Consider the following 19,788-nt stretch of genomic DNA (forward strand, 5'->3'; position numbering starts at 1 on the left):
CTCCTGCCAGTGAAAGTTTACGTAAAAACATTAAAGCTCCATTAATGATTCAATTAGGCGAGCTAGATAAACGTGTAAACGCGTCGTGGCCACAGTACGAACAAGATTTAAAAGCTAATAACGTTGAATACACTATGCATATGTATAAAGGGGCAAATCATGGTTTTCATAATGACTCTACAGGTCGATATGATAAGGACAATGCCGAGCTTGCATGGCAACGTACCGTTGAGTTTTTTAATAAAAAGCTAAGTTAACGAATAAAAAATAATGCCACCTGCTCAAAGTAGGTGGCATTATTAAAGTACTTAGCTATTTTTTGCTTTAAACTTTTTTGCTACGCATAACGAATAACGACAACAAAACGAGTAAATAAATACTCAAAGAGCCACCGCTGCTGGAGCCATCTTTATTTTCGACTTTTGCAATTTTCTCTTCTTTAACACGTGTTTTAAACCTTGCTAGTTCTGCATCTAAATTAGTACTCATATCACTAACCGCTAGATTAAAACCTTCAGCCGACTTTTCAGATAACGTTTCATCAATACCTATTGCGGTTGTTCTTTTTTCAAGCTTACTTATACCAGGTGCTCTAAATAGCATTTTTCTACTTTTAATATCAAAAACAGCTGTATCCACAAAGGTTTGGATTGTATTTTCATTACCTGGAATAACGTACATACCCACTATTGTCCAATAAAGTAAGGCTGCATTATTTTCATAAGATTGCGTAATTTGATCATATGAAACCAGTGCCATTACATCTACATCGTAAAGTCGCCCTACTTGCTCGAGTGTTGCAAAACCTTCACCACCCTTTAAATAGGTGCTTGGTATAACTTCAATGCGGTCAATGTAATCATATTGAAGAAATGACTTTTTTACTTTTTCGAGTAATTCGACTTGGTTTTGGGTCTCTAGCCCGTCTGGCTGCCAGTTTTTAGACGGTACAAATGCAATTCCGACGGTAACAGGGAGTTTTAAAACAGGTATTTCAGGTTTATAGGTAGCACGGCTTTTTTGATCAGGATATAAAAAATCCATTAAGCTACTAGATTGTGTATTTTTACCTGTATTGTTACTCATAAACGAGCTACAAGAAGCAAGTAAGGCCGCCATCAAAATGATTATATATTTATTAAATTTCATATTTATTCCTTTTTATTTTTAATTTAATTCAGTTACGTGCCAAAGCTCACCCGATGGTCCCCATAAGTAAATAACGCTACCCCAAGGGTCTAGGGCGTGTTGACCTTTGGTGGTTGAATTTGCAGCTGTGTGTTTGGTATTTAGGCAAGGCAGAGCCTATGATATGTGGTTGTTCCCCATACATAGGCGATAACGTAGCATAAAGACCAAACATACGCTGCCCTTTGGGTTCTTTCTAGGGGCGATTGACTCTTTGTTGCTCGGTTTTTACTTAGCCCACTAGGTTACAAACCCTGCGCCGCGATTAAATCGCCCCTAGATTGAACAAATTTCAATCCATAAAGTTCAACACGCCCTCGTTTTATACCCTCAAAGCGGATGTCAAAACCGCTTAGGTTACTAATGAGTTTGTATGCTTCATCTATATTTAACACACAAAGTTGCAGCATTAAGTTTTCAGCAAGCGTTTTATAAAAGCGCTGAGATTGCTCATAGCTTTTACAGGGAATAAAAACTCTAATATCATCAACTTGCATAACTCTTCCTAAATTAGCTCAGTACGCTTTTATCAATAATTCCTTTATTTACCAACTGCTGCAAAATAGCTTGGGATTTTGCTCTGCATGCATCACGTAGTAAACGCACCGCAGGGGTTATTGACTGCCTACTTGGGCAAATAAGCCAAAGTTCACCATTAACATGTTGATAATTTGGCATTACGGTAACCACCCTGTCGTTAAGCAAATCGTCGGCTATATCAAGTGCCGACTTTACAGCTAAGCCCTTACCCGCAACGCACCAGCGCCTTACTAAATCGCCGTCGTTTGAGGCGCGCCTGCCACCCATTTTAACTTTATATTTTGACTCACCATCGGTAAATTCCCAGGTATTGTTTATTATATCCTGTAATTGATAAAACAAGCCTTGATGAGAAGCTAATTCATCCGGATGCACAGGAGCTCCGTTTTGTAAGAGGTATTCGTTAGTTGCACATAATAAGCGCGGCACGTTACAAATTTTAAAACCATAAACACTTGCATCATTTGGGGATCCATAACGCAGTGCTATATCAACTGAATCGCGATAAAAGTCGATATTACTGTCACTGATATGTGTTCTTAAACTTAGTTTTGGATAGCTATCCATCAGTTCATCAATCCATGGGATCACTAAATTGCGCCCCAAATCAGATGAAAGCGCAACACGTAACTCCCCTTCTATTTCGTCGCGTTCACCTTTTAAGTTTTGCTTTGCAAGCTCAAGTACTGCCAAAGCCTGTGCGCATTGTGGAATATAACGTTCCCCAGCAGCCGACAACCTTAAATGACGTGTTGTACGAACAAACAGCTCACTACCAAGCGCAGACTCAACCCGCTTAATAGCAGCGCTTGCTGTGGCTGTACGCATATCTAATTTAGCTGCAGCTAGGGTAATGCTTCTAAACTCAGCGACTTTTAAAATAAGTTTTAAATCTTCTATGTTCATATTATCTATTTATTTTTGATAATGATTCAATGATTATGCGATTTATTTAATGCAAAGCAAGCTGTATTATTTATCTATGAAGTAAATGACGAATACTTTGTACAGCTAATCTTATTTATTTTGGAGAATACAATGACTCACCCAATTATTAATGACTTAGAAAAACGCTACACAGCAAAACGTTACGATGCAACGAAACGTGTATCTCAAGACGATTTAGCCGTTATTTACGAAGCGATGCGCCTGTCTCCTTCTTCTATCAACTCGCAGCCTTGGAAATTCATCGTAATTGAATCAGATGAGGCAAAAGAGCGTATGCATAGTACATTTGCTAATAAATTTGCGTTTAACCAGCCACACATTAAAACAGCGTCGCATATAATATTATTTGCTCACAACCCTAAATATACCCGCGATGATTATGCAAAAGTGATTGATGCTGATATAAAAAATGGCCGTACTAAAGCAGAAAATCGCGAACAAGCTTTTGGGGCTTATGCGTTTGTGGATATGAATACTGATGAGCAAGGCGTTAATGAAGAGTGGACTAAAGCACAAACTTACATTGCGCTGGGTAACACTATGCATGCAGCTGCACGTTTAGGGGTTGATTCTACTCCAATGGAAGGCGTAGATGCACAGCTGATTGGCGAAGTTTTTGAAATAGAACTCAATGGTTACGTATGCGACGTGGCATTAGTGCTTGGCTATCATGATAGCGCTGAAGATTATAATGCTAAACTCCCTAAATCTCGCTTGGCAAAAGAGCAAGTTATTCAAGTTTTATGAGTAATACGTTATAAACTTAAATGATAACAATATTATAAAAACCACTTATTTAAATAAGTGGTTTTTTTTCTTCAAAGCGGTTTAACTCACTTTAAGCTGCGCAGCTTGAATGTATTGCACTAAATCTTCAATAGACACTACGGTCATATTATGTTTATTAGCATAATCACTCACCTCAGGTAAGCGCGCCATTGAACCATCTGGATTAGTAAGTTCGCAAATTACACCAAATGGTTTTAAGCCGGCAAGTTGCATTAAATCAACGGATGCTTCGGTATGGCCACGACGAACTAATACTCCGCCCGTTTGTGCTTTTAAACCAAATACATGCCCTGGGCGCGATAAATCACTTGGTTTAGCGTTATCGGCTGNGTCGCCGCTTTTATAGTCGTTACTCTATCAGCAGCAGACACGCCTGTTGTAACGCCATGCTTAGCTTCAATAGTGACTGTATAAGCTGTGTTATTTTGACTCGTGTTGTGGGTAACCATTTGCGGTAAGTCGAGCTGTTTAATACGCTCCTCCCCCATGCATAAGCAAACAATGCCGCTGCCTTCGCGGATCATTTCGGCCATTTGAGAAGTCGTTAAATGCTCAGCTGAAAATACAAAGTCGCCTTCATTTTCACGATTTTCGTCATCAACAACAAGTACGCCTTGCCCTTGCTGTAGTGCAGTAATTGCGCTTTGTACGCGGATTTGGCTTTCGCCGAATTGAGTAAGTAGAGACTGAATCATCATTATATTCCAAATAAAAAATAATAGATTCAGGACACTGAAAGGCATGGCAAAGCCATACAAATAAAATTGCATGAATTAAACCAAAACAGCATTAAAAATGCTCACCAAAAAGCTAGGTTTTAGGTGTACATAAATAAGCTATATTCTCTTTCATCCGGACTCTAACCGTCGGCTCTGGCATCTCACCAGATCTGCTTGACCTTTACTTAACTGTAAAAATAAGTTAAATAAAGCGCTCGCGGGCTCGTTTGAGTTACAAGTAACATTAAACATACCGCCGGTGGGGAATTTCACCCCGCCCTGAGAATTTACAGTAAGCATTAGCACTTACTGCAGGCACATTATACGCCTGTACTTATTTGTTTTTCAAAACTAAATGCGATAAAAACTACGAAAGTTGAATATTTAACGATGCACTGTTTACTATACCTTCATTTATATCAGCAATAAGCGTACACGTAGCGCCGTTAACTAAATTTAAGTTAGGTTGAACATGCCCTATATCTGCATCAAAAATGACTGGAAATAAACACCCACCCAGTGCTACATCAAGCGCATGTCGATAGTCAAAGGCATCATAATGACTTTGAGTAATTTCACTTCGCCCTAAAACCAAACCATTAATATCGTCAAATATGCCAGCTAATTTTAATGACAGTAAAAATCGTGCAACAGTTGTAGGCGTAAGCTCTGAGTTTTCTAGGTATAAAATAAGTCCTTCGGGTGCACTGTCCTTTTTAAATTCATGTAGTGCTAAAAATGGTGAGTCGAGCAGTAAACCTACTGTATCTAAACATCCGCCAAATAAACGACCTGACATTTCTATGGTGCGTTTATCTGTGTAGTTTAAACATTGCCATTTTGTTGGCTCGCTAGGACTTAGTAATTCATTTGGGTTTTGCGCGTAGCTAGGCTTGTTTTTTTGATATAAAGAGGAAGGCCCTTGCTCAAATTTACTACCCGCTTCGTAAGTAAGGGTTTCGAATATTTGTAAGCTATACGGATTTTTTTCATCAGGATGCAACTGCATAAGGTTAGCACTGTGCAGGGTCGCCCATTGGCACTTAGCCGTTAATGCACAGGCAATAGTACTCACATCAGAAAAGCCAACTAACCATTTAGGCTTTGCTTGTTTAATGGCATTAAAATCAAGCAGTGGCAGTATTTCCATTGCCAGCTCACCACCCATTGGCGGCATAATTGCATCAATTTCTTCATCTAATAAAAAGCCCATTAATTGCTGAGCATGTGCTTTAGCATTAAGCTGTTCACGCGGTTTGTTTTGACGTAAAAAATCGCCTTCAACAACATCATACCCTCGATTTTTTAATCCATTTATAACAATGTCTAATCGTGCATGGAACTTTTCTTTAAGACCTGCTGAAAGTGAGCAAATTGCTATTTTTGATCCTACTTTTAAAGGCGCAGGGTAAAGTATATTAGCCATTGAGTGTTCCTTTTAATGAAGTGATTATGTACCTATATCATCATGCCTACTCTTTATACAATATGAACGCCCTTATCAGTATAGTAATTTATTTAAAACATAAAAAAACCGATGTAATTACATCGGCTTTTATTTAAAACGTTAAAGTGAGTTGTGCGTTAAAGATACTCAACTTCAATGATTTCGTACTCAACAATACCTTTTGGTGTTTCAATAGACACTGCGTCGTCCATTTGTTTACCAATTAAACCACGCGCTATAGGCGAGTTAACAGATATTAAATTGTTTTTAATATTTGCTTCATCATCGCCCACAATACGGTATTTTACTTCTGCATCGGTTTCTACATTTACAATAGTTACCGTAGTGCCAAAGATAACTTTACCAGTATTCGGCATTTTAGTTACGTCGATAATTTGAACATTTGAAAGCTTTGCTTCAATTTCTTGAATTCGACCTTCACAAAAACCCTGTTGCTCACGCGCAGCGTGGTACTCAGCATTTTCTTTTAAGTCACCATGTTCACGTGCAACCGCAATATCACTTACGATTTTAGGACGGGTAACTGTTTTTAATTCGTTAAGCTCTTTACGCAGTAAATCTGCGCCACGAACTGTCATCGGAATTGATTGCATACTTTTCTCACTTAACACCAAGGCCCTAGTTGGCCTTGGCACATTTCCTTAGTTCAATCGCAGGTGTAGCTCTTGAACTGACGTCACTTTACTGCGGTCATCTGCTTTATTAGCAGTACAGTTAGCGAATGCCGCGTTCAAGGTTGTCGTATAGTTGGTTTTATTTTGCAATGCACCACGACGTAACACCTTCGAATCTTCGATCGCTTGGCGACCTTCGGTGGTATTAACGATATAGCTGTACTCTTTATTCTTGATATAATCAAGAATATGCGGGCGGCCTTCATATACTTTGTTTACACGTCGTACTTCAATGCCAGCTTCTTCAAGAGCTTGTGCCGTGCCACCAGTTGCGTCAAGTTCAAAACCTAAGTCGGTCATGATTTTGGCTAATTCAACAATACGTGGCTTATCGCTATTACGAACAGATAATAGCGCGCGACCACCGCGTGGTAAAGTGTTGCTTGCACCTAATTGTGCTTTTGCGAATGCTTCGGCGAAAGTATCACCAACACCCATCACTTCACCCGTTGAACGCATTTCAGGACCACGGATTGGATCCACACCCTGAAACTTAGCAAACGGCAGTACAACTTCTTTAACGCTGTAGTAAGGAGGGATCACTTCTTTAGTAATACCTTGGCTTGCTAAAGACTGACCTGCCATACAACGTGCAGCTACTTTTGCAAGCGCAACACCGGTTGCTTTAGATACAAACGGTACAGTACGTGCAGCACGTGGATTAACTTCAATTAAGTACACTTTGCCATCTTTTACTGCAAACTGTGTATTCATCAAGCCAACAACACCAAGTTCAAGCGCCATGTCAGTTACTTGCTTGCGCATTACATCTTGCACTTCTTGCGATAATGAATGTGCTGGTAATGAACATGCTGAGTCACCTGAGTGAACACCCGCTTGCTCAATGTGCTCCATGATACCGCCGATGATTACTTGCTCGCCATCACAAATTGCGTCAACGTCAACTTCAATCGCATTATCTAAGAAACGGTCCAGCAATACAGGCGCTTCGTTTGATGCTTGCACAGCTTCGGTCATGTAGCGACGTAAATCGTCTTCGTCGTATACAATTTCCATTGCACGACCACCAAGTACATACGAGGGACGTACAACCAATGGGAAGCCAATTTCAACTGATTTAAGTAAAGCTTCTTCAGTTGAAGTTACTGTTGCGTTTTCTGGCTGAAGTAAGTTTAAACGTTCAACAAGTTGTTGGAAACGTTCGCGGTCTTCTGCACGGTCAATCGCATCAGGTGAAGTACCAATCACTGGCACGCCATTCGCTTCAAGCTCACGCGCTAGTTTAAGTGGTGTTTGACCACCATACTGCACGATAACGCCTTTTGGCTTTTCAACACGTACGATTTCAAGTACGTCTTCAAGTGTAATTGGTTCGAAATATAACCTGTCAGATGTATCGTAATCGGTAGATACCGTTTCAGGGTTACAGTTAACCATGATGGTTTCATAACCGTCTTCACGAAGCGCAAGCGAAGCGTGTACACAACAGTAATCAAACTCAATACCTTGACCGATACGGTTAGGGCCGCCACCAATAACCATGATTTTATCACGATCAGTTGGGTTAGCTTCACACTCTTCATCGTAAGTTGAATACATATAAGCAGTGTCTGAGCTAAATTCAGCTGCACACGTATCAACACGCTTGTATACTGGCACGATGTTTAATAGATGACGCTTTTTACGAATTTCAGCTTCAGATACACCCGCAATTTCAGCTATACGCGGATCTGCAAAACCTTTGCGTTTAAGTTTACGTAGGAAGTCGGCATTTAAGCCCGCCATACCTACTTCACCAATTTTTGCTTCGTCTTTTAAAATGTCTTCTATTTGTACTAAGAACCAGCGATTAACTTTAGTCAGTTCGTAAACATCATCAACGCTCATGCCATGGCGCATTGCATCGGCAATGTACCAAATACGCTCAGCGCCTGGCTCGCGTAATTCGCGGATGATTTTTTCTTTCGCTTTAGGGTCATCAAGCGCAACTATCGGGTTAAAACCTGTTGCACCCACTTCAAGACCACGTAATGCTTTGTGTAATGATTCTTGTTGGTTACGACCAATCGCCATAACTTCGCCAACCGATTTCATTTGCGTAGTTAAACGATCGTTCGCACCGGCAAATTTTTCAAAGTTAAAGCGAGGAATTTTTGTTACAACGTAATCGATTGAAGGCTCAAAAGATGCTGGTGTTTTACCGCCAGTAATGTCGTTTTGAAGTTCATCAAGCGTGTAGCCTACTGCTAGTTTTGCAGCAATTTTAGCAATTGGGAAACCCGTTGCTTTAGATGCTAATGCAGATGAACGTGATACACGTGGGTTCATCTCAATGATAACCATACGGCCATCAGCAGGATTAATACCAAACTGCACGTTAGAGCCGCCAGTTTCTACACCAATTTCGCGTAATACTGCCATAGAGGCGTTACGCATAATTTGGTATTCTTTGTCGGTTAGCGTTTGCGCTGGTGCAACGGTGATTGAATCGCCAGTGTGAACACCCATAGGGTCAAAGTTTTCAATAGTACAAACAATAATACAGTTGTCGTTTTTATCACGTACAACTTCTGTTTCGTACTCTTTCCAACCAATCAGTGATTCATCAATTAGTAATTCGTTTGTTGGCGATAAGTCTAAGCCGCGCTCACAAATTTCTTCAAACTCTTCCATGTTATACGCTACACCGCCGCCGGTGCCGCCCATAGTGAAAGATGGACGAATAATACATGGCAAGCCAATGCGAGTCATTGTGTCTTTAGCTTCTTCCATTGTGTGAGCAATCTCAGCACGTGGACATTCAAGACCAATATTTTTCATTGCAATGTCAAAGCGTTCACGGTTTTCTGCTTTGTCGATTGCATCAGCCGTTGCACCAATGAGTTCAACGCCGTGCTTAGCCAATACACCGTGCTTGTCTAGTTCAAGCGCACAGTTTAGTGCTGTTTGACCACCCATTGTAGGCAGCACTGCATCTGGCTTTTCTTTTTCAATAATTTTTTCTACCACTTCCCAATGAATTGGTTCGATGTAGGTTGCATCGGCCATATCAGGGTCGGTCATGATAGTTGCAGGGTTTGAGTTAACTAATATAACTCTGTAGCCTTCTTCTCTAAGTGCTTTACACGCTTGTGCACCAGAGTAGTCAAATTCACAAGCTTGACCAATTACAATTGGGCCTGCGCCTAAGATAAGAATGCTTTTTATGTCGGTACGTTTTGGCATTATTACTCCAGTTAAATTAGTGTTTACGCGCTTGCATCAAATCGATGAAGTGGTCAAATAATGGGGCTGCATCGTGCGGGCCAGGGCTTGCTTCAGGGTGACCCTGGAAGCTAAACGCAGGTTTATCTGTACGATGAATACCTTGAAGCGTTCCATCAAATAACGATTTGTGCGTGGCACGAAGCGTACTTGGCAGGCTTGACTCTTGAGCTGCAAAACCATGGTTTTGAGCCGTGATCATCACTACATCGCGGTCTAAGTCTTTAACTGGGTGGTTAGCGCCGTGGTGGCCAAATTTCATTTTTTCTGTTTTAGCACCTGAGGCAAGGGCTAATAACTGATGACCTAAACAGATACCAAAAATAGGTGTGTCGGTTTCTAAAAAGGTTTTAATTGCATCAATAGCGTAAGTACATGGCTCAGGATCGCCAGGGCCATTAGATAGGAAGATACCATCAGGGTTTAAAGCAAGTACGTCAGCGGCAGAGGTTTGCGCTGGTACTACTGTAAGTTTACAGCCTCGGTCTACAAGCATACGTAAAATATTACGCTTTACACCGAAGTCGTAGGCAACAACATGAAACTTTTCATCAGCAGTATCAAGGGTTTTAAATCCTTCGCCTAATGTCCAGCTTGATTCGCGCCACTCAAAATTTTCCTTGGTTGAGACAACTTTTGCTAAATCCATACCTTTTAAACCCGGGAAGGCTTGCGCGGCTTGTAGCGCTTTGTTTTCGTCTAACTCGCTACCGGCGATAATACACCCGTTTTGTGCGCCTTTATCACGCAAAATTCGAGTTAACTTTCTGGTGTCGATGTCCGCAATACCTAAAATATTACGTTCTTTTAAGTAATCATCTAACGATTGCTCGTTACGGAAATTACTCGCTAGCAGTGGCAAATCACGGATCACTAGGCCTTTAGCCCAAATTTGATTCGCTTCTTCGTCTTCGCTGTTGGTACCCGTATTACCGATGTGTGGGTACGTCAAAGTTACGATTTGTTCCGCGTATGATGGATCAGTCAAAATTTCTTGATAACCAGTCATAGACGTATTGAATACTACTTCACCGACAGACATGCCGTCAGCGCCGATTGCAGTACCGCGAAACACTGTGCCGTCTTCTAGGACTAACAGAGCGGATTTAGTCAAGTTAAACCTCCTAACAGTAAAAAACGGGAGTAAGCATATGCCTAACACCCCGCCAATACCCAGAGGGTTCGTCAAAACCAGATTTTTGTGAGCTTAAATTGTTTTACGCAGTCTTAAATGATGCCGATATAAAACGCTAAACCTTCAATCATTTTTCTTGCCTAAAACTATTTTTATTCCCACTGAAACCCTGGATTTACTAGCCACTTGGGTATAATTGGAAACACGCATTTAGTAATTTTTGGCAAATTGGCTGCATATTACATGAATATGCTATTTAGGTCTAACATTATTTGGTAAATTGTTACAAACAAGTCACTGTAGGTAAAATTAGACCCAAACAGCTAAAAAAGTAACTAAACTACTTCAGATCTAGCACATCTTGCATATCATAAAGTCCTGCAGGTTTATTTTTCAACCAGCTTGCAGCCCTTACAGCACCTAAAGCGAATGTCATTCTTGAACTTGCTTTATGGGTTAATTCGAGTCTTTCGCCCATTGTGGCGAAGTATGCGGTGTGTTCACCTACTATATCGCCCCCTCTTAGTACCGAATAACCAATTTCGTTTTGCGATTTAGCGGTTTCTACTTGGCTTCGGTCGTATACAGCAACCTCGTCGTGATCCCAGCCTTTTGCCTCTGCGATTGACTCACCTATAGCGAGCGCAGTACCCGATGGTGCGTCTATTTTATGGCGATGATGCGCTTCAAATATTTCAATATCTAAATCGTCACCAAATTTAATCGCTGCGGTTTGCACAAGGTTCAGTAATACATTGACTCCTACACTGTAGTTCCGCGCAAATACAATAGGAATATGCTTAGCGGCATCGTGTAAAAGTGCCATATCGTCGCTTGTTAAACCCGTTGTACCAATAACCATAGGAATTTTTTGTGCTACAGCGGTTTTTAAATGGTTTTTCATACCAGCGGGAAGCGTAAAGTCGATTAAAACATCTACATTATCTATTGTGGTTTCTTCGCTAAAGCTAACAATATTATCGGCTGCGCTATTTACTTGATTTACATTAATACCTAATAACGATGAACTGCTACGAACGTATGCACCTGTAAGTTGTGTTTGCTCTTTAATTGTTGCAGCTTCCAGTAATGCTAAGCCCATTCTGCCGTTAGCACCAAAAACGCCTATTCGATTTGTAGTCATTGTTTTTACCTAATTTAAATTTGAATCCGTTTTTTACTAATCTGAGTATATATCCGGAGCATTGCAAATACGCGTTTGGGCATTTTTATGCAGTTGGACAAATATTAATCGCTGAAAATAGCGTTACTTTGTAGATATTATCTAAAAGTCATGCAATAGTCAGGTAACCCTTTAATTAAATAATAATAACAATACCAGTTTACTTTAGCCATCTATACATTTAAACTTCTCCTTCGCGTCGATTTGGTCTTTGGCTTGCGGGCGCTGCATTCTCCTAATTTTGTTAATGATTAACATAGTAGGTAGATTTGCTAAATTCAGCTAAAAGAGGAATTTTTGGCTGTTGTAAATTAACTGGTTTCGAGGATTATGATGCAGCCATCATTTAACAAAAACAAAGCAATACTTTCTTTACTACCCCTTTTAACTTTTGTAGCACTATTTTTGGGCTCTGGTTTATATTTACAATCTCAAGGGGTTGACTACGCTTTTTATCAACTTCCTGCTCCAGTGGCTATATTACCTGCCATAATGCTTGCGTTCATTTTAAATAAAGGCACAGTAAATGAGTGTGTAGAAACCTTTATTAAGGGTGCCGGGCACAACAATATTATTACCATGTGTTTAATCTACTTACTTGCAGGTGCGTTTTCTGCTGTTGCCAGTGCAACCGGTGGTGTAGATGCGGTAGTAAATGCAGGCTTATCTCTTATTCCACCTGCGTTGTTGCTTCCTGGCTTATTTTTAATTGCAGCGGTTGTATCTACTGCAATGGGTACGTCTATGGGAACGATTGGTGCTATTGGGCCTATTGCCTATGCGGTATCAATTAAAACAGGTATAGATCCAGCATTAATGGCAGGTACGATTGTATCTGGTGCTATGTTTGGCGATAACTTATCAATTATTTCCGACACGACTATTGCAGCCACACGTACACAGGGCTGTGAAATGAAAGACAAGTTTAAAGAGAATCTTAAAATTGCAGTCCCTGCTGCAATACTAACTATTGGCTTATTGTTTTATTTAACACCTGCGGCGCAAGTTGTTGAAACCAAAGATTACGATATTTGGTTAGTACTTCCTTATGCCTTTATTTTAGTGTTAGCCGTTGCTGGCTTGAACGTATTTGTAGTGTTGTTTAGCGGTATTATTTTTGCTGCATTAATGGGCTTTACAGGAAGTTATGAAGGCGCAAGCTTTGTAAAAGATATTTACAAAGGCTTTACCGATATGCAGGAAATATTTTTACTATCAATGTTTATAGGTGGCTTATCTGAATTTATTCGTATTAACGGTGGCCTTGATTATATTGCTCATAAAATTCAGGCGATTACAAAAATCATTGCAAAATGGCATCGTAAAGTAGCTGATCAATTAGGTATTGCAGCATTGGTTATGACAAGTAATATGTGTATTGCCAATAACACCGTATCTATTATTGTTGCTGGCCCTATTGCTAAAAAGCTGGCAGATGATGGTGAAATAAGCGGTAAACGCTCTGCAAGTTTGCTTGATATATTTGCTTGTGTAACGCAAGGCTCTCTTCCTTATGGCGCACAAGCGCTACTGTTAGGTGCTACGTTTAAAATTAGCCCGTGGGAAGTATCAACGTCTTCTTATTACTGTTTTATTTTAGCATTTACGGCGATTACTATTATTTGTTTACGCCGTAATAAAGCGTAATACATTGAGTTACTACATGTTGCAGCTTATTAAGTAGGCTGCAACATGTGTTAAATTAGCGATCAACAAATCAATCTCTTCTGCTATAATTGCCGCTTCCGCGTGTCACTAAAATTATAGTTATTAAACAGTTATGAAATTTAAAAAATTACTCCCTTTTATTACCCTTACTTCTCTAGCTTTATCATCGTCGGCTTTTGCTGCCAATTGGAGCAGTACAGCGCTACATATAAATAATGGCAGCCAAAAAAATCCATTCACTGAGCAAGAGTCAGACACCACTGTTTACTCGGTTCAACATGCATCAGGTTACGATTACGGCGATAACTTCTTTTTTATCGATTACAGTAAAGACGATATAGATGATGGTTATCAAGATGCTGATTTTTATGGTGAGTGGTATTCAACGGTAAGCTTATCTGCCATCACAGGTAAGCAAATTGGCTCTGGCGCATTATTAGATGTTGGCCTAACGGGCGGTATTAACGTTGCTGGTGATGCAAAAGTAATGAAGTATCTACCAGGTGTTAAATTAAGCTGGGATGTACCTGGGTTCAACTTTTTTCAAACGCTGTTCACAGCCTACATTGACGATAGTGAAGGTGTAGCAAAAGGCGGCGCACCTATTGAAACTAATAGTTGGATGCTTGATGTAGCTTTTGAATATCCTTTCACTATTGGCTCACAAAAGTTTAGCTTTAAAGGCCACGCTGAATACATTGCAGAGCGTGAAGATGAATTTGGTAACGACGTAGAAGCGTGGATACTCGCACAGCCTATTTTAGTGTGGGATATGGGTTACGCCCTTCAAATGAAAGAAAACACACTACTGCTGGGTATGGAGCTTCAATACTGGCACAACAAATTAGGTACTGAAGTGACCGAGTCAGTTCCACAAATACATGTAGAGTGGACATTTTAAACAGCCACACTGCGTTAAAATTACATATATTGGAGCTCTTTTAAGCGCTCCTTTTTTTATGCATAAAAGTATTTAATTGAACAGTGTCTAATACTTAGCTATTGTCGTACTTCATTTAAGCCACACGCTTGCCTTACTAGGAGTATCAACATGTCATCAATCAAAGTTATTTGTTTTTCTACATTGTTAGCCTTAACTAATAATGCTTTAGCAAGTAGTGAAGTAAATACAGAGTCTCTATCTTACGATGCACTTTTAAGTAATTACGAATACGATTTTAAAGTAAATTATTTTGCACTTGAGTCGCAAAAACAATCATTAAAAATGGCCTATATTTACTTAAAGCCAACCAAATCCGACATGCCTACAGTTACGCTTATGCATGGCAAAAATTTTAATGCGGATTACTGGACTACAACTGCGCAATACCTGCAATCTTTGGGCTACGGCGTATTAATCCCTGATCAAATTGGTTTTGGAAAATCGTCTAAACCAACGGATTATCAATATTCATTTGCGGCACTTGCTCATCATACTCACGCGTTAATAGATTCACTTAATATAAAGGAGTCGATTGTATTAGGGCACTCAATGGGCGGGATGCTAGCGAGTCGTTTTGCTTTAATGTATCCAAACACCACTAAAAAGCTAATTTTAGTAAACCCTATTGGGCTTGAAAACTACTTGCAGTATGTTGATTACAAAGATACTAATTTTTTCTATAAAAACGAGCTTTCAAAAACACCTGAAGGCGTAAGAAAATACCAACAAAAAAATTACTACGATGGAAAGTGGAATACAACATATTCAGCCTTAACTGACTTTATAACAGGGCAAATACAAGGCCCAGATAAAGAAAAAATGGCGTGGGTAAATGCTAAAACATATGACATGATTTTCACTCAGCCTGTAATAACCGAATTTAAAGATTTAACTGTGCCAGTTAAATTAATTATTGGTACACGAGACAGGACCGGTCCAGGTCGCAACTGGAAAAAAGACGGTGTTGATTACGAGCTTGGTCGATACGATAAGTTAGGTAAGCATGCTGCATCACTTATCCCTAATGCTCAACTATTTGAACTGAATAATTTAGGTCATTTGCCGCAAATTGAAGATTTTGATCGTTTTAAAGACGTATTTAACAAGGCACTTAATACTAAATAACCTGAATACTAGATAATAAGTTTTTATAGTAAAAAAACAAAAACCCTGTAAGTAAACTATTTACAGGGTTTTTATTATATAAGCTAAATTACAGCTTACATTGTGGGTTTTTACCCTGCGCTTTAGCTGTACTTTGTTCGCCAAGAGCCTTGCTCATTTGCGCTTGTAAGTTTTTAATACGGTTAGTTGGCGCTGGGTGAGTTGATAAAAACTCAGGTGTTGTACCACTGCCTGCAGCACTCATATTTTGCCAAAGGATTACTGATTCTTGTGGATTAAAGCCTGCTTCCGCCATTAAATCTAAGCCAATTTCATCAGCTTCTGACTCGTGCGAACGACTAAATGGCAAAACAACACCATACTGTGCGCCTAAGCCTAGACCCTGCATAATTTCGTTACGGTATTGAATATTACCCATTTCAAGTGCTGCACTACCAAGTTGCATACCGGTATCTAAAATAGAGCTTTGTGAAACACGCTCATTAGAATGCTCAGCAATAACGTGCCCTACTTCGTGCCCTAGCACTGTTGCTAATTGATCTTGATTCGTGGCTATTTTTAATAAGCCCGTATGAACCCCAATGTAACCACCAGGTAGTGCAAAAGCGTTAGCAGATTCATCTTCAAATACAACTACTTCCCAATTTTGCGACGCGTATTCTTTTGGTAATACAGCCACTACTTTTTCAGCAATGCAATTTACATATGCATTTGTTTTTGCATCTTTATTAATTGGTTGGTTTTTTTTCATATCTGCAAAACTAGCAGTGCCCATTTCACTCATTTGTTGATCTGAGTAAAGCGCTATTTGTGTGCGTCCTGTTGGCGACGTTTTACAACCGGCTAAAACAGCTGTCGCTAATACTGCAAGTACTAGTTTTTTCATGGTAATTCTCTTAAGTAATAAATTTTTTATTGCTTGTAGAATAGCAAACACAGTACCAATTTAAAATATTTGCTTTATATACCTTTATATTAAAAGATGCGATGAGACGATAAACTTAGCAGGCAAACTAAGTTTATCCAAATACAATGCCCTGTTACACTATAGCCCTTGTTTTTAGTGATTGTTGAGTTTACACATGGACGCCTCAGCCTCGTCTTTTAATACCCGAATTTTATTGCCTTTATTAGCCAGTATCGTAGCGATTACTCCATTGGCGATTGATATGTATTTGCCCGCCATGCTGGTAATTGCAAACGATTTACAAACTAATATGCCAAATGTACAAATATCGTTGAGTATTTACTTAGCTGGTTATTCATTAGGTATGTTATTTTTTGGCCCTATTGCCGATCAAATTGGCCGTCGTAAGCTCGCACGTATTGGCTTAACCCTATTTGGCGCAAGCTCACTTGCACTGGCATTTACCACCGAAATCCATGCATTTTGGACTCTTAGAGCAGTGCAAGCATTTACGGGAGCTGCAGCAACCGTAGTCGTACCGGGTATTATTCGCCATATTTATCAGCAAAATACAGCTAAGGGAATGTCGTATGTGTCGATGATCATGATGGTAGCACCGTTAGTAGCCCCCTCTGTTGGTTCGTTTATTTTAGGGTTCTCTGTTTGGTCGAGCATATTTTTAGTACTTGCTGGTTATAGCTTTTTAATATTAGCGTTTGTACAAGTGTATTTAATAGATATACCTATTCATACAAATGAAAAAAAGGGCCTTGCTCTGTTTTTTGATAGCTATAAAACAGTACTCAGTAATAAAGACGCACGTGCGGATATACTCAGTTCTATGTTTGTATCGTTTGGATTTTTTTGCTTTTTAACCTCAGTACCTTTTATATATTTAGATTTATATGAGGTTTCAGAACAATTATTTGGTGTGCTATTTGCGTTTAACGTAATGGCGCTGATGTTTGGTAACTTTTTAAATACGCGAATTGTACCAAGGCTCGGCTCTCGAAAAATGCTCTATATTGGGCTTGTATGTGGGTTTGTATCGGGGCTTTCGCTGTTAACATTTAGCATATTGCACTTATCACTTTATTATATTGTGGCTGCTATTGCGCCATTAATGATGAGTTTAGGTGTCACTGCAAGTAATGCTGATTCGCTAATATTAATGAAATTTGAAAGAAACACAGGTACGGCAACGGCCGTAATTGGCACACTTCGTTTTGGTAGTGGTGCATTAGTTGGCCCACTACTTGCCATTATGCATGCAGAAAGCGCAGTGCCATTTTCAAGTTTAATGTTTAGCGCCGTGTTACTCACTATACTCGTGCAGTTAATTCACTATAAAAAAGACAAAAAAAATGCCTCAATATGAGGCATTTTTATCAAAGCTAATAATCTTAAATTAATTAAGCATCAGCAGCTTTAGAAACCATAACCATCGCAGGGCGTAATAAACGACCATTCAATGTGTAACCTTTTTGCATAACAGCAAGCACTGTATTAGGTGTTACATCGTTACTTGGCTGAATTGACATTGCTTGATGAAAATCTGGATTAAACTGCTCACCTTGTGGGTTTACAATTTCAACACCAAATTTAGAAACAGCGTCATTAAAGCTCTTAACCGTCATATCGATACCTTCAAGTAACGGCTTTAAAGTCTCATTTTCTTTATCAGAAAATTCAATAGCACGTTCAAGGTTATCAATTACAGGTAGTAATTCGTTGGCAAATTTTTCTAGTGCAAATTTATGTGCTTTTTCTACATCTTGTGCTGCACGACGACGAATATTATCTACGTCTGCTGCGGCACGAACAACACCGTCTTTTTGATCAGCAATTGTTTGCTTTGCAGCTTCAAGCTCTGCATATAACATAGCAATTTCTGCTTCAGGGCTTTGCTCTTGTTCTGCATGCTGATCAGCGGCTTCTACTGCTGCTTCTACATCAGCCTGCATTTTAGAAATTTCTTCGTTTAATTCTACTTCTTGCTCAGGGTTTTGTGTCTGCTCAGACATAAAATACGTGCTCCAATTCTTTACAACTGCGGTAATTATGGGGATTGAATAAAAAGATTCAAGAGTTAGATGCCTCAATTAATTTAAATTCTTGAATTATTTCTTCAATCTGCGCTGATTTAGGACAAATTATACAAAAGCGGCTTTGATATTCTTGATTTTGAAAGTATGGCACACTTATTACAATCAATTCGTTGCACTCAGTAAAAGGCAGCTTTTCGCTATTAAGTACTGATAACCCGTTTTTAAAAGCGAGCTTATCTTCTACGTAATTTAAAAATGAAACACCAATATTTAAGCTCTGCTCGCAATCAATTTGTTTGTAGAGGTAATTTTCACCAACAACAATACTGTTATCTGAGCCTAATTTCTGGCTCAATTGTCGCGTCCATTGATTAAGCGAATCATGGCAATTTCGAGGCGCTGTATTTGCCATAGCTTGCATACGGTACAAACCTTCCATTAAGGTTTGTTGGCTAAATACTGTATTTAACCATGTGGCAAATTGATAACGAACAGAGTCTGACGAATCATGAGGTTTATCAATACAAATATTGTGACTCTGCCCAGCCCTATCTATTAATAAAATAAGCCAGTCGGTAGAATCAAAATCAAGCACTTCTACTCTAAATACTTGCTGTGAACTAGCTTGAGGTAAACCAACACAACAACAGACTTGATATTTTTGGCTCAAACCATGGGCTAACTCAACGAGTTGTGATTGCTGTGGTTGCCAATAATTAGCAATATCGCTAAGCACAAAAAATTCGTCAAACCAATAATCAAATCCTTCATTTGTCGGCACCCGCCCAGCGGATGTATGAGGTGAATACAATAAGCCCACTTTTTCTAAGCGAGCCATAGCATTACGAACTGTAGCCGAACACACTGCCATGCCTTTGAGCTTGGCAATTTTTGTTGATGGAACAGGCAAGCCTTCACCATTACAGTACATGTTCATAACAGCTGAAAAAATTTGCTGATCTCGTGGGTTTAGTTTCATGGTATCTACATCTTGTTGCATGAAAGAGATATCGGGGCGTTTAGTTCTTTTTCAAGTCGTGCAGCTAACTCACTGCGAATAAAATTGAAGGTTTATAATATTGCTATAATCTGTATTTTCAAACACTTCTGTTTTGAGTTACTCTACTATTATTAAATCTCTTTGTGCGTACATTATGGACTCTCCTTTTAACACCATAGGCCTAATTGGCAAACCTAATCACCCGGGAGCAGCGGCTACTCTGCAGCG

Annotated in this window: 17 protein-coding genes, 2 pseudogenes and 1 riboswitch; of the genes and pseudogenes, 7 read left to right on the forward strand and 12 right to left on the reverse strand. The window is 39.5% G+C overall.

Features of this window, described 5'->3' with window-relative positions; translation table 11 throughout:
* A partial coding sequence (locus tag L656_RS0113580) for a dienelactone hydrolase family protein (RefSeq protein WP_029750821.1) occupies positions 1-257 on the forward strand: 257 nt, incomplete at its 5' end.
* A gap of 67 nt (positions 258-324) precedes the next feature.
* Here L656_RS0113580 and rhlP read toward each other — a convergent pair.
* From rhlP to L656_RS0113595, 3 genes are all read right to left on the reverse strand, one after another.
* The gene (rhlP, locus tag L656_RS0113585) at positions 325-1,149 is read right to left on the reverse strand and encodes a rhombotarget lipoprotein (protein ID WP_024599609.1); all 825 of its coding nucleotides are present in this window, start codon (positions 1,147-1,149) and stop codon (positions 325-327) included.
* Positions 1,150-1,433: 284 nt separating this feature from the next.
* Complete coding sequence (locus L656_RS1000000123290; RefSeq protein ID WP_024599610.1) at positions 1,434-1,685, reverse strand: hypothetical protein; 252 nt, start codon at positions 1,683-1,685, stop codon at positions 1,434-1,436.
* 13 nt (positions 1,686-1,698) lie between these two features.
* Positions 1,699-2,634: a LysR family transcriptional regulator gene (locus L656_RS0113595; RefSeq protein WP_024599611.1), complete on the reverse strand. Its 936-nt coding sequence runs from the start codon at positions 2,632-2,634 to the stop codon at positions 1,699-1,701.
* Positions 2,635-2,766: 132 nt separating this feature from the next.
* Between L656_RS0113595 and L656_RS0113600 the strand changes: the two genes are divergently transcribed.
* A complete protein-coding gene (locus L656_RS0113600; RefSeq protein ID WP_024599612.1) occupies positions 2,767-3,423 on the forward strand; it encodes a nitroreductase family protein in 657 nt (218 codons plus the stop codon).
* An 81-nt stretch (positions 3,424-3,504) separates the two neighbouring features.
* On the opposite strand, the pseudogene ribB reads toward L656_RS0113600, so the two are convergent.
* The 6 genes and pseudogenes from ribB to dapB form a co-directional block, all read right to left on the reverse strand.
* Positions 3,505-4,160 (reverse strand): annotated as a pseudogene (gene ribB, locus L656_RS01000000122300) (3,4-dihydroxy-2-butanone-4-phosphate synthase).
* Positions 4,161-4,301: 141 nt separating this feature from the next.
* Positions 4,302-4,475, reverse strand: a riboswitch (FMN riboswitch).
* A 76-nt stretch (positions 4,476-4,551) separates the two neighbouring features.
* Positions 4,552-5,610 carry a S66 family peptidase gene (locus tag L656_RS0113610; protein ID WP_024599613.1) on the reverse strand — a complete coding sequence of 353 codons (1,059 nt, stop codon included), beginning with the start codon at positions 5,608-5,610 and terminating at the stop codon, positions 4,552-4,554.
* 158 nt (positions 5,611-5,768) lie between these two features.
* Positions 5,769-6,245, reverse strand: coding sequence for a transcription elongation factor GreA (gene greA / locus L656_RS0113615; protein ID WP_024599614.1), 477 nt, complete (start codon positions 6,243-6,245; stop codon positions 5,769-5,771).
* Positions 6,246-6,293: 48 nt separating this feature from the next.
* Complete coding sequence (gene carB, locus L656_RS0113620; RefSeq protein WP_024599615.1) at positions 6,294-9,512, reverse strand: carbamoyl-phosphate synthase large subunit; 3,219 nt, start codon at positions 9,510-9,512, stop codon at positions 6,294-6,296.
* A 16-nt stretch (positions 9,513-9,528) separates the two neighbouring features.
* Positions 9,529-10,665, reverse strand: coding sequence for a glutamine-hydrolyzing carbamoyl-phosphate synthase small subunit (carA, locus tag L656_RS0113625; protein ID WP_024599616.1), 1,137 nt, complete (start codon positions 10,663-10,665; stop codon positions 9,529-9,531).
* A gap of 361 nt (positions 10,666-11,026) precedes the next feature.
* Positions 11,027-11,830, reverse strand: coding sequence for a 4-hydroxy-tetrahydrodipicolinate reductase (dapB, locus tag L656_RS0113630; protein WP_024599617.1), 804 nt, complete (start codon positions 11,828-11,830; stop codon positions 11,027-11,029).
* A gap of 372 nt (positions 11,831-12,202) precedes the next feature.
* On the opposite strand from dapB, the gene L656_RS0113635 reads away from it, so the two are divergent.
* The 3 genes from L656_RS0113635 to L656_RS0113645 all read left to right on the forward strand — a co-directional run bounded on the left by L656_RS0113635 (position 12,203) and on the right by L656_RS0113645 (position 15,605).
* Positions 12,203-13,516 (forward strand): Na+/H+ antiporter NhaC family protein, encoded by a 1,314-nt coding sequence (locus L656_RS0113635; protein WP_024599618.1) that lies wholly within the window; start codon positions 12,203-12,205, stop codon positions 13,514-13,516.
* 133 nt (positions 13,517-13,649) lie between these two features.
* Positions 13,650-14,438: a nucleoside-binding outer membrane protein gene (locus tag L656_RS0113640; RefSeq protein WP_024599619.1), complete on the forward strand. Its 789-nt coding sequence runs from the start codon at positions 13,650-13,652 to the stop codon at positions 14,436-14,438.
* 150 nt (positions 14,439-14,588) lie between these two features.
* Complete coding sequence (locus tag L656_RS0113645) at positions 14,589-15,605, forward strand: alpha/beta fold hydrolase (RefSeq protein WP_024599620.1); 1,017 nt, start codon at positions 14,589-14,591, stop codon at positions 15,603-15,605.
* Between the two features lie 88 nt (positions 15,606-15,693).
* Here the strand turns inward: L656_RS0113645 and L656_RS0113650 are convergent, their stop codons facing one another.
* Positions 15,694-16,491 carry a M48 family metallopeptidase gene (locus L656_RS0113650; protein ID WP_024599621.1) on the reverse strand — a complete coding sequence of 266 codons (798 nt, stop codon included), beginning with the start codon at positions 16,489-16,491 and terminating at the stop codon, positions 15,694-15,696.
* Positions 16,492-16,687: 196 nt separating this feature from the next.
* Between L656_RS0113650 and L656_RS0113655 the strand changes: the two genes are divergently transcribed.
* Complete coding sequence (locus L656_RS0113655; protein ID WP_024599622.1) at positions 16,688-17,890, forward strand: Bcr/CflA family efflux MFS transporter; 1,203 nt, start codon at positions 16,688-16,690, stop codon at positions 17,888-17,890.
* 34 nt (positions 17,891-17,924) lie between these two features.
* Here the strand turns inward: L656_RS0113655 and grpE are convergent, their stop codons facing one another.
* Together grpE and L656_RS0113665 are read right to left on the reverse strand one after the other, a co-directional pair.
* Positions 17,925-18,536 (reverse strand): nucleotide exchange factor GrpE, encoded by a 612-nt coding sequence (grpE, locus tag L656_RS0113660; protein ID WP_007375833.1) that lies wholly within the window; start codon positions 18,534-18,536, stop codon positions 17,925-17,927.
* Positions 18,537-18,594: 58 nt separating this feature from the next.
* Positions 18,595-19,560 (reverse strand): HrcA family transcriptional regulator, encoded by a 966-nt coding sequence (locus tag L656_RS0113665; RefSeq protein ID WP_024599623.1) that lies wholly within the window; start codon positions 19,558-19,560, stop codon positions 18,595-18,597.
* A gap of 130 nt (positions 19,561-19,690) precedes the next feature.
* Between L656_RS0113665 and ppnK the strand changes: the two are divergent.
* Positions 19,691-19,788, forward strand: a pseudogene (gene ppnK / locus L656_RS1000000123505) (NAD(+) kinase); the annotation flags it as partial.

It is taken from the genome of Pseudoalteromonas sp. TAE56 (genome assembly GCF_000497955.1).
Lineage (GTDB): Bacteria > Pseudomonadota > Gammaproteobacteria > Enterobacterales > Alteromonadaceae > Pseudoalteromonas.

Excerpts from the sequence above, each read along its gene's own strand:
- rhlP (WP_024599609.1), bottom strand. The coding sequence starts at position 1,149 with ATGAAATTTAATAAATATATAATCATTTTGATGGCGGCCTTACTTGCT.
- L656_RS0113635 (WP_024599618.1), top strand. The coding sequence starts at position 12,203 with ATGCAGCCATCATTTAACAAAAACAAAGCAATACTTTCTTTACTACCC.
- L656_RS0113645 (WP_024599620.1), top strand. The coding sequence starts at position 14,589 with ATGTCATCAATCAAAGTTATTTGTTTTTCTACATTGTTAGCCTTAACT.
- L656_RS0113610 (WP_024599613.1), bottom strand. The coding sequence starts at position 5,610 with ATGGCTAATATACTTTACCCTGCGCCTTTAAAAGTAGGATCAAAAATA.
- grpE (WP_007375833.1), bottom strand. The coding sequence starts at position 18,536 with ATGTCTGAGCAGACACAAAACCCTGAGCAAGAAGTAGAATTAAACGAA.
- L656_RS0113665 (WP_024599623.1), bottom strand. The coding sequence starts at position 19,560 with ATGCAACAAGATGTAGATACCATGAAACTAAACCCACGAGATCAGCAA.
- greA (WP_024599614.1), bottom strand. The coding sequence starts at position 6,245 with ATGCAATCAATTCCGATGACAGTTCGTGGCGCAGATTTACTGCGTAAA.
- L656_RS0113640 (WP_024599619.1), top strand. The coding sequence starts at position 13,650 with ATGAAATTTAAAAAATTACTCCCTTTTATTACCCTTACTTCTCTAGCT.
- L656_RS0113595 (WP_024599611.1), bottom strand. The coding sequence starts at position 2,634 with ATGAACATAGAAGATTTAAAACTTATTTTAAAAGTCGCTGAGTTTAGA.
- L656_RS0113655 (WP_024599622.1), top strand. The coding sequence starts at position 16,688 with ATGGACGCCTCAGCCTCGTCTTTTAATACCCGAATTTTATTGCCTTTA.
- L656_RS0113650 (WP_024599621.1), bottom strand. The coding sequence starts at position 16,491 with ATGAAAAAACTAGTACTTGCAGTATTAGCGACAGCTGTTTTAGCCGGT.
- dapB (WP_024599617.1), bottom strand. The coding sequence starts at position 11,830 with ATGACTACAAATCGAATAGGCGTTTTTGGTGCTAACGGCAGAATGGGC.
- carB (WP_024599615.1), bottom strand. The coding sequence starts at position 9,512 with ATGCCAAAACGTACCGACATAAAAAGCATTCTTATCTTAGGCGCAGGC.
- L656_RS1000000123290 (WP_024599610.1), bottom strand. The coding sequence starts at position 1,685 with ATGCAAGTTGATGATATTAGAGTTTTTATTCCCTGTAAAAGCTATGAG.
- L656_RS0113600 (WP_024599612.1), top strand. The coding sequence starts at position 2,767 with ATGACTCACCCAATTATTAATGACTTAGAAAAACGCTACACAGCAAAA.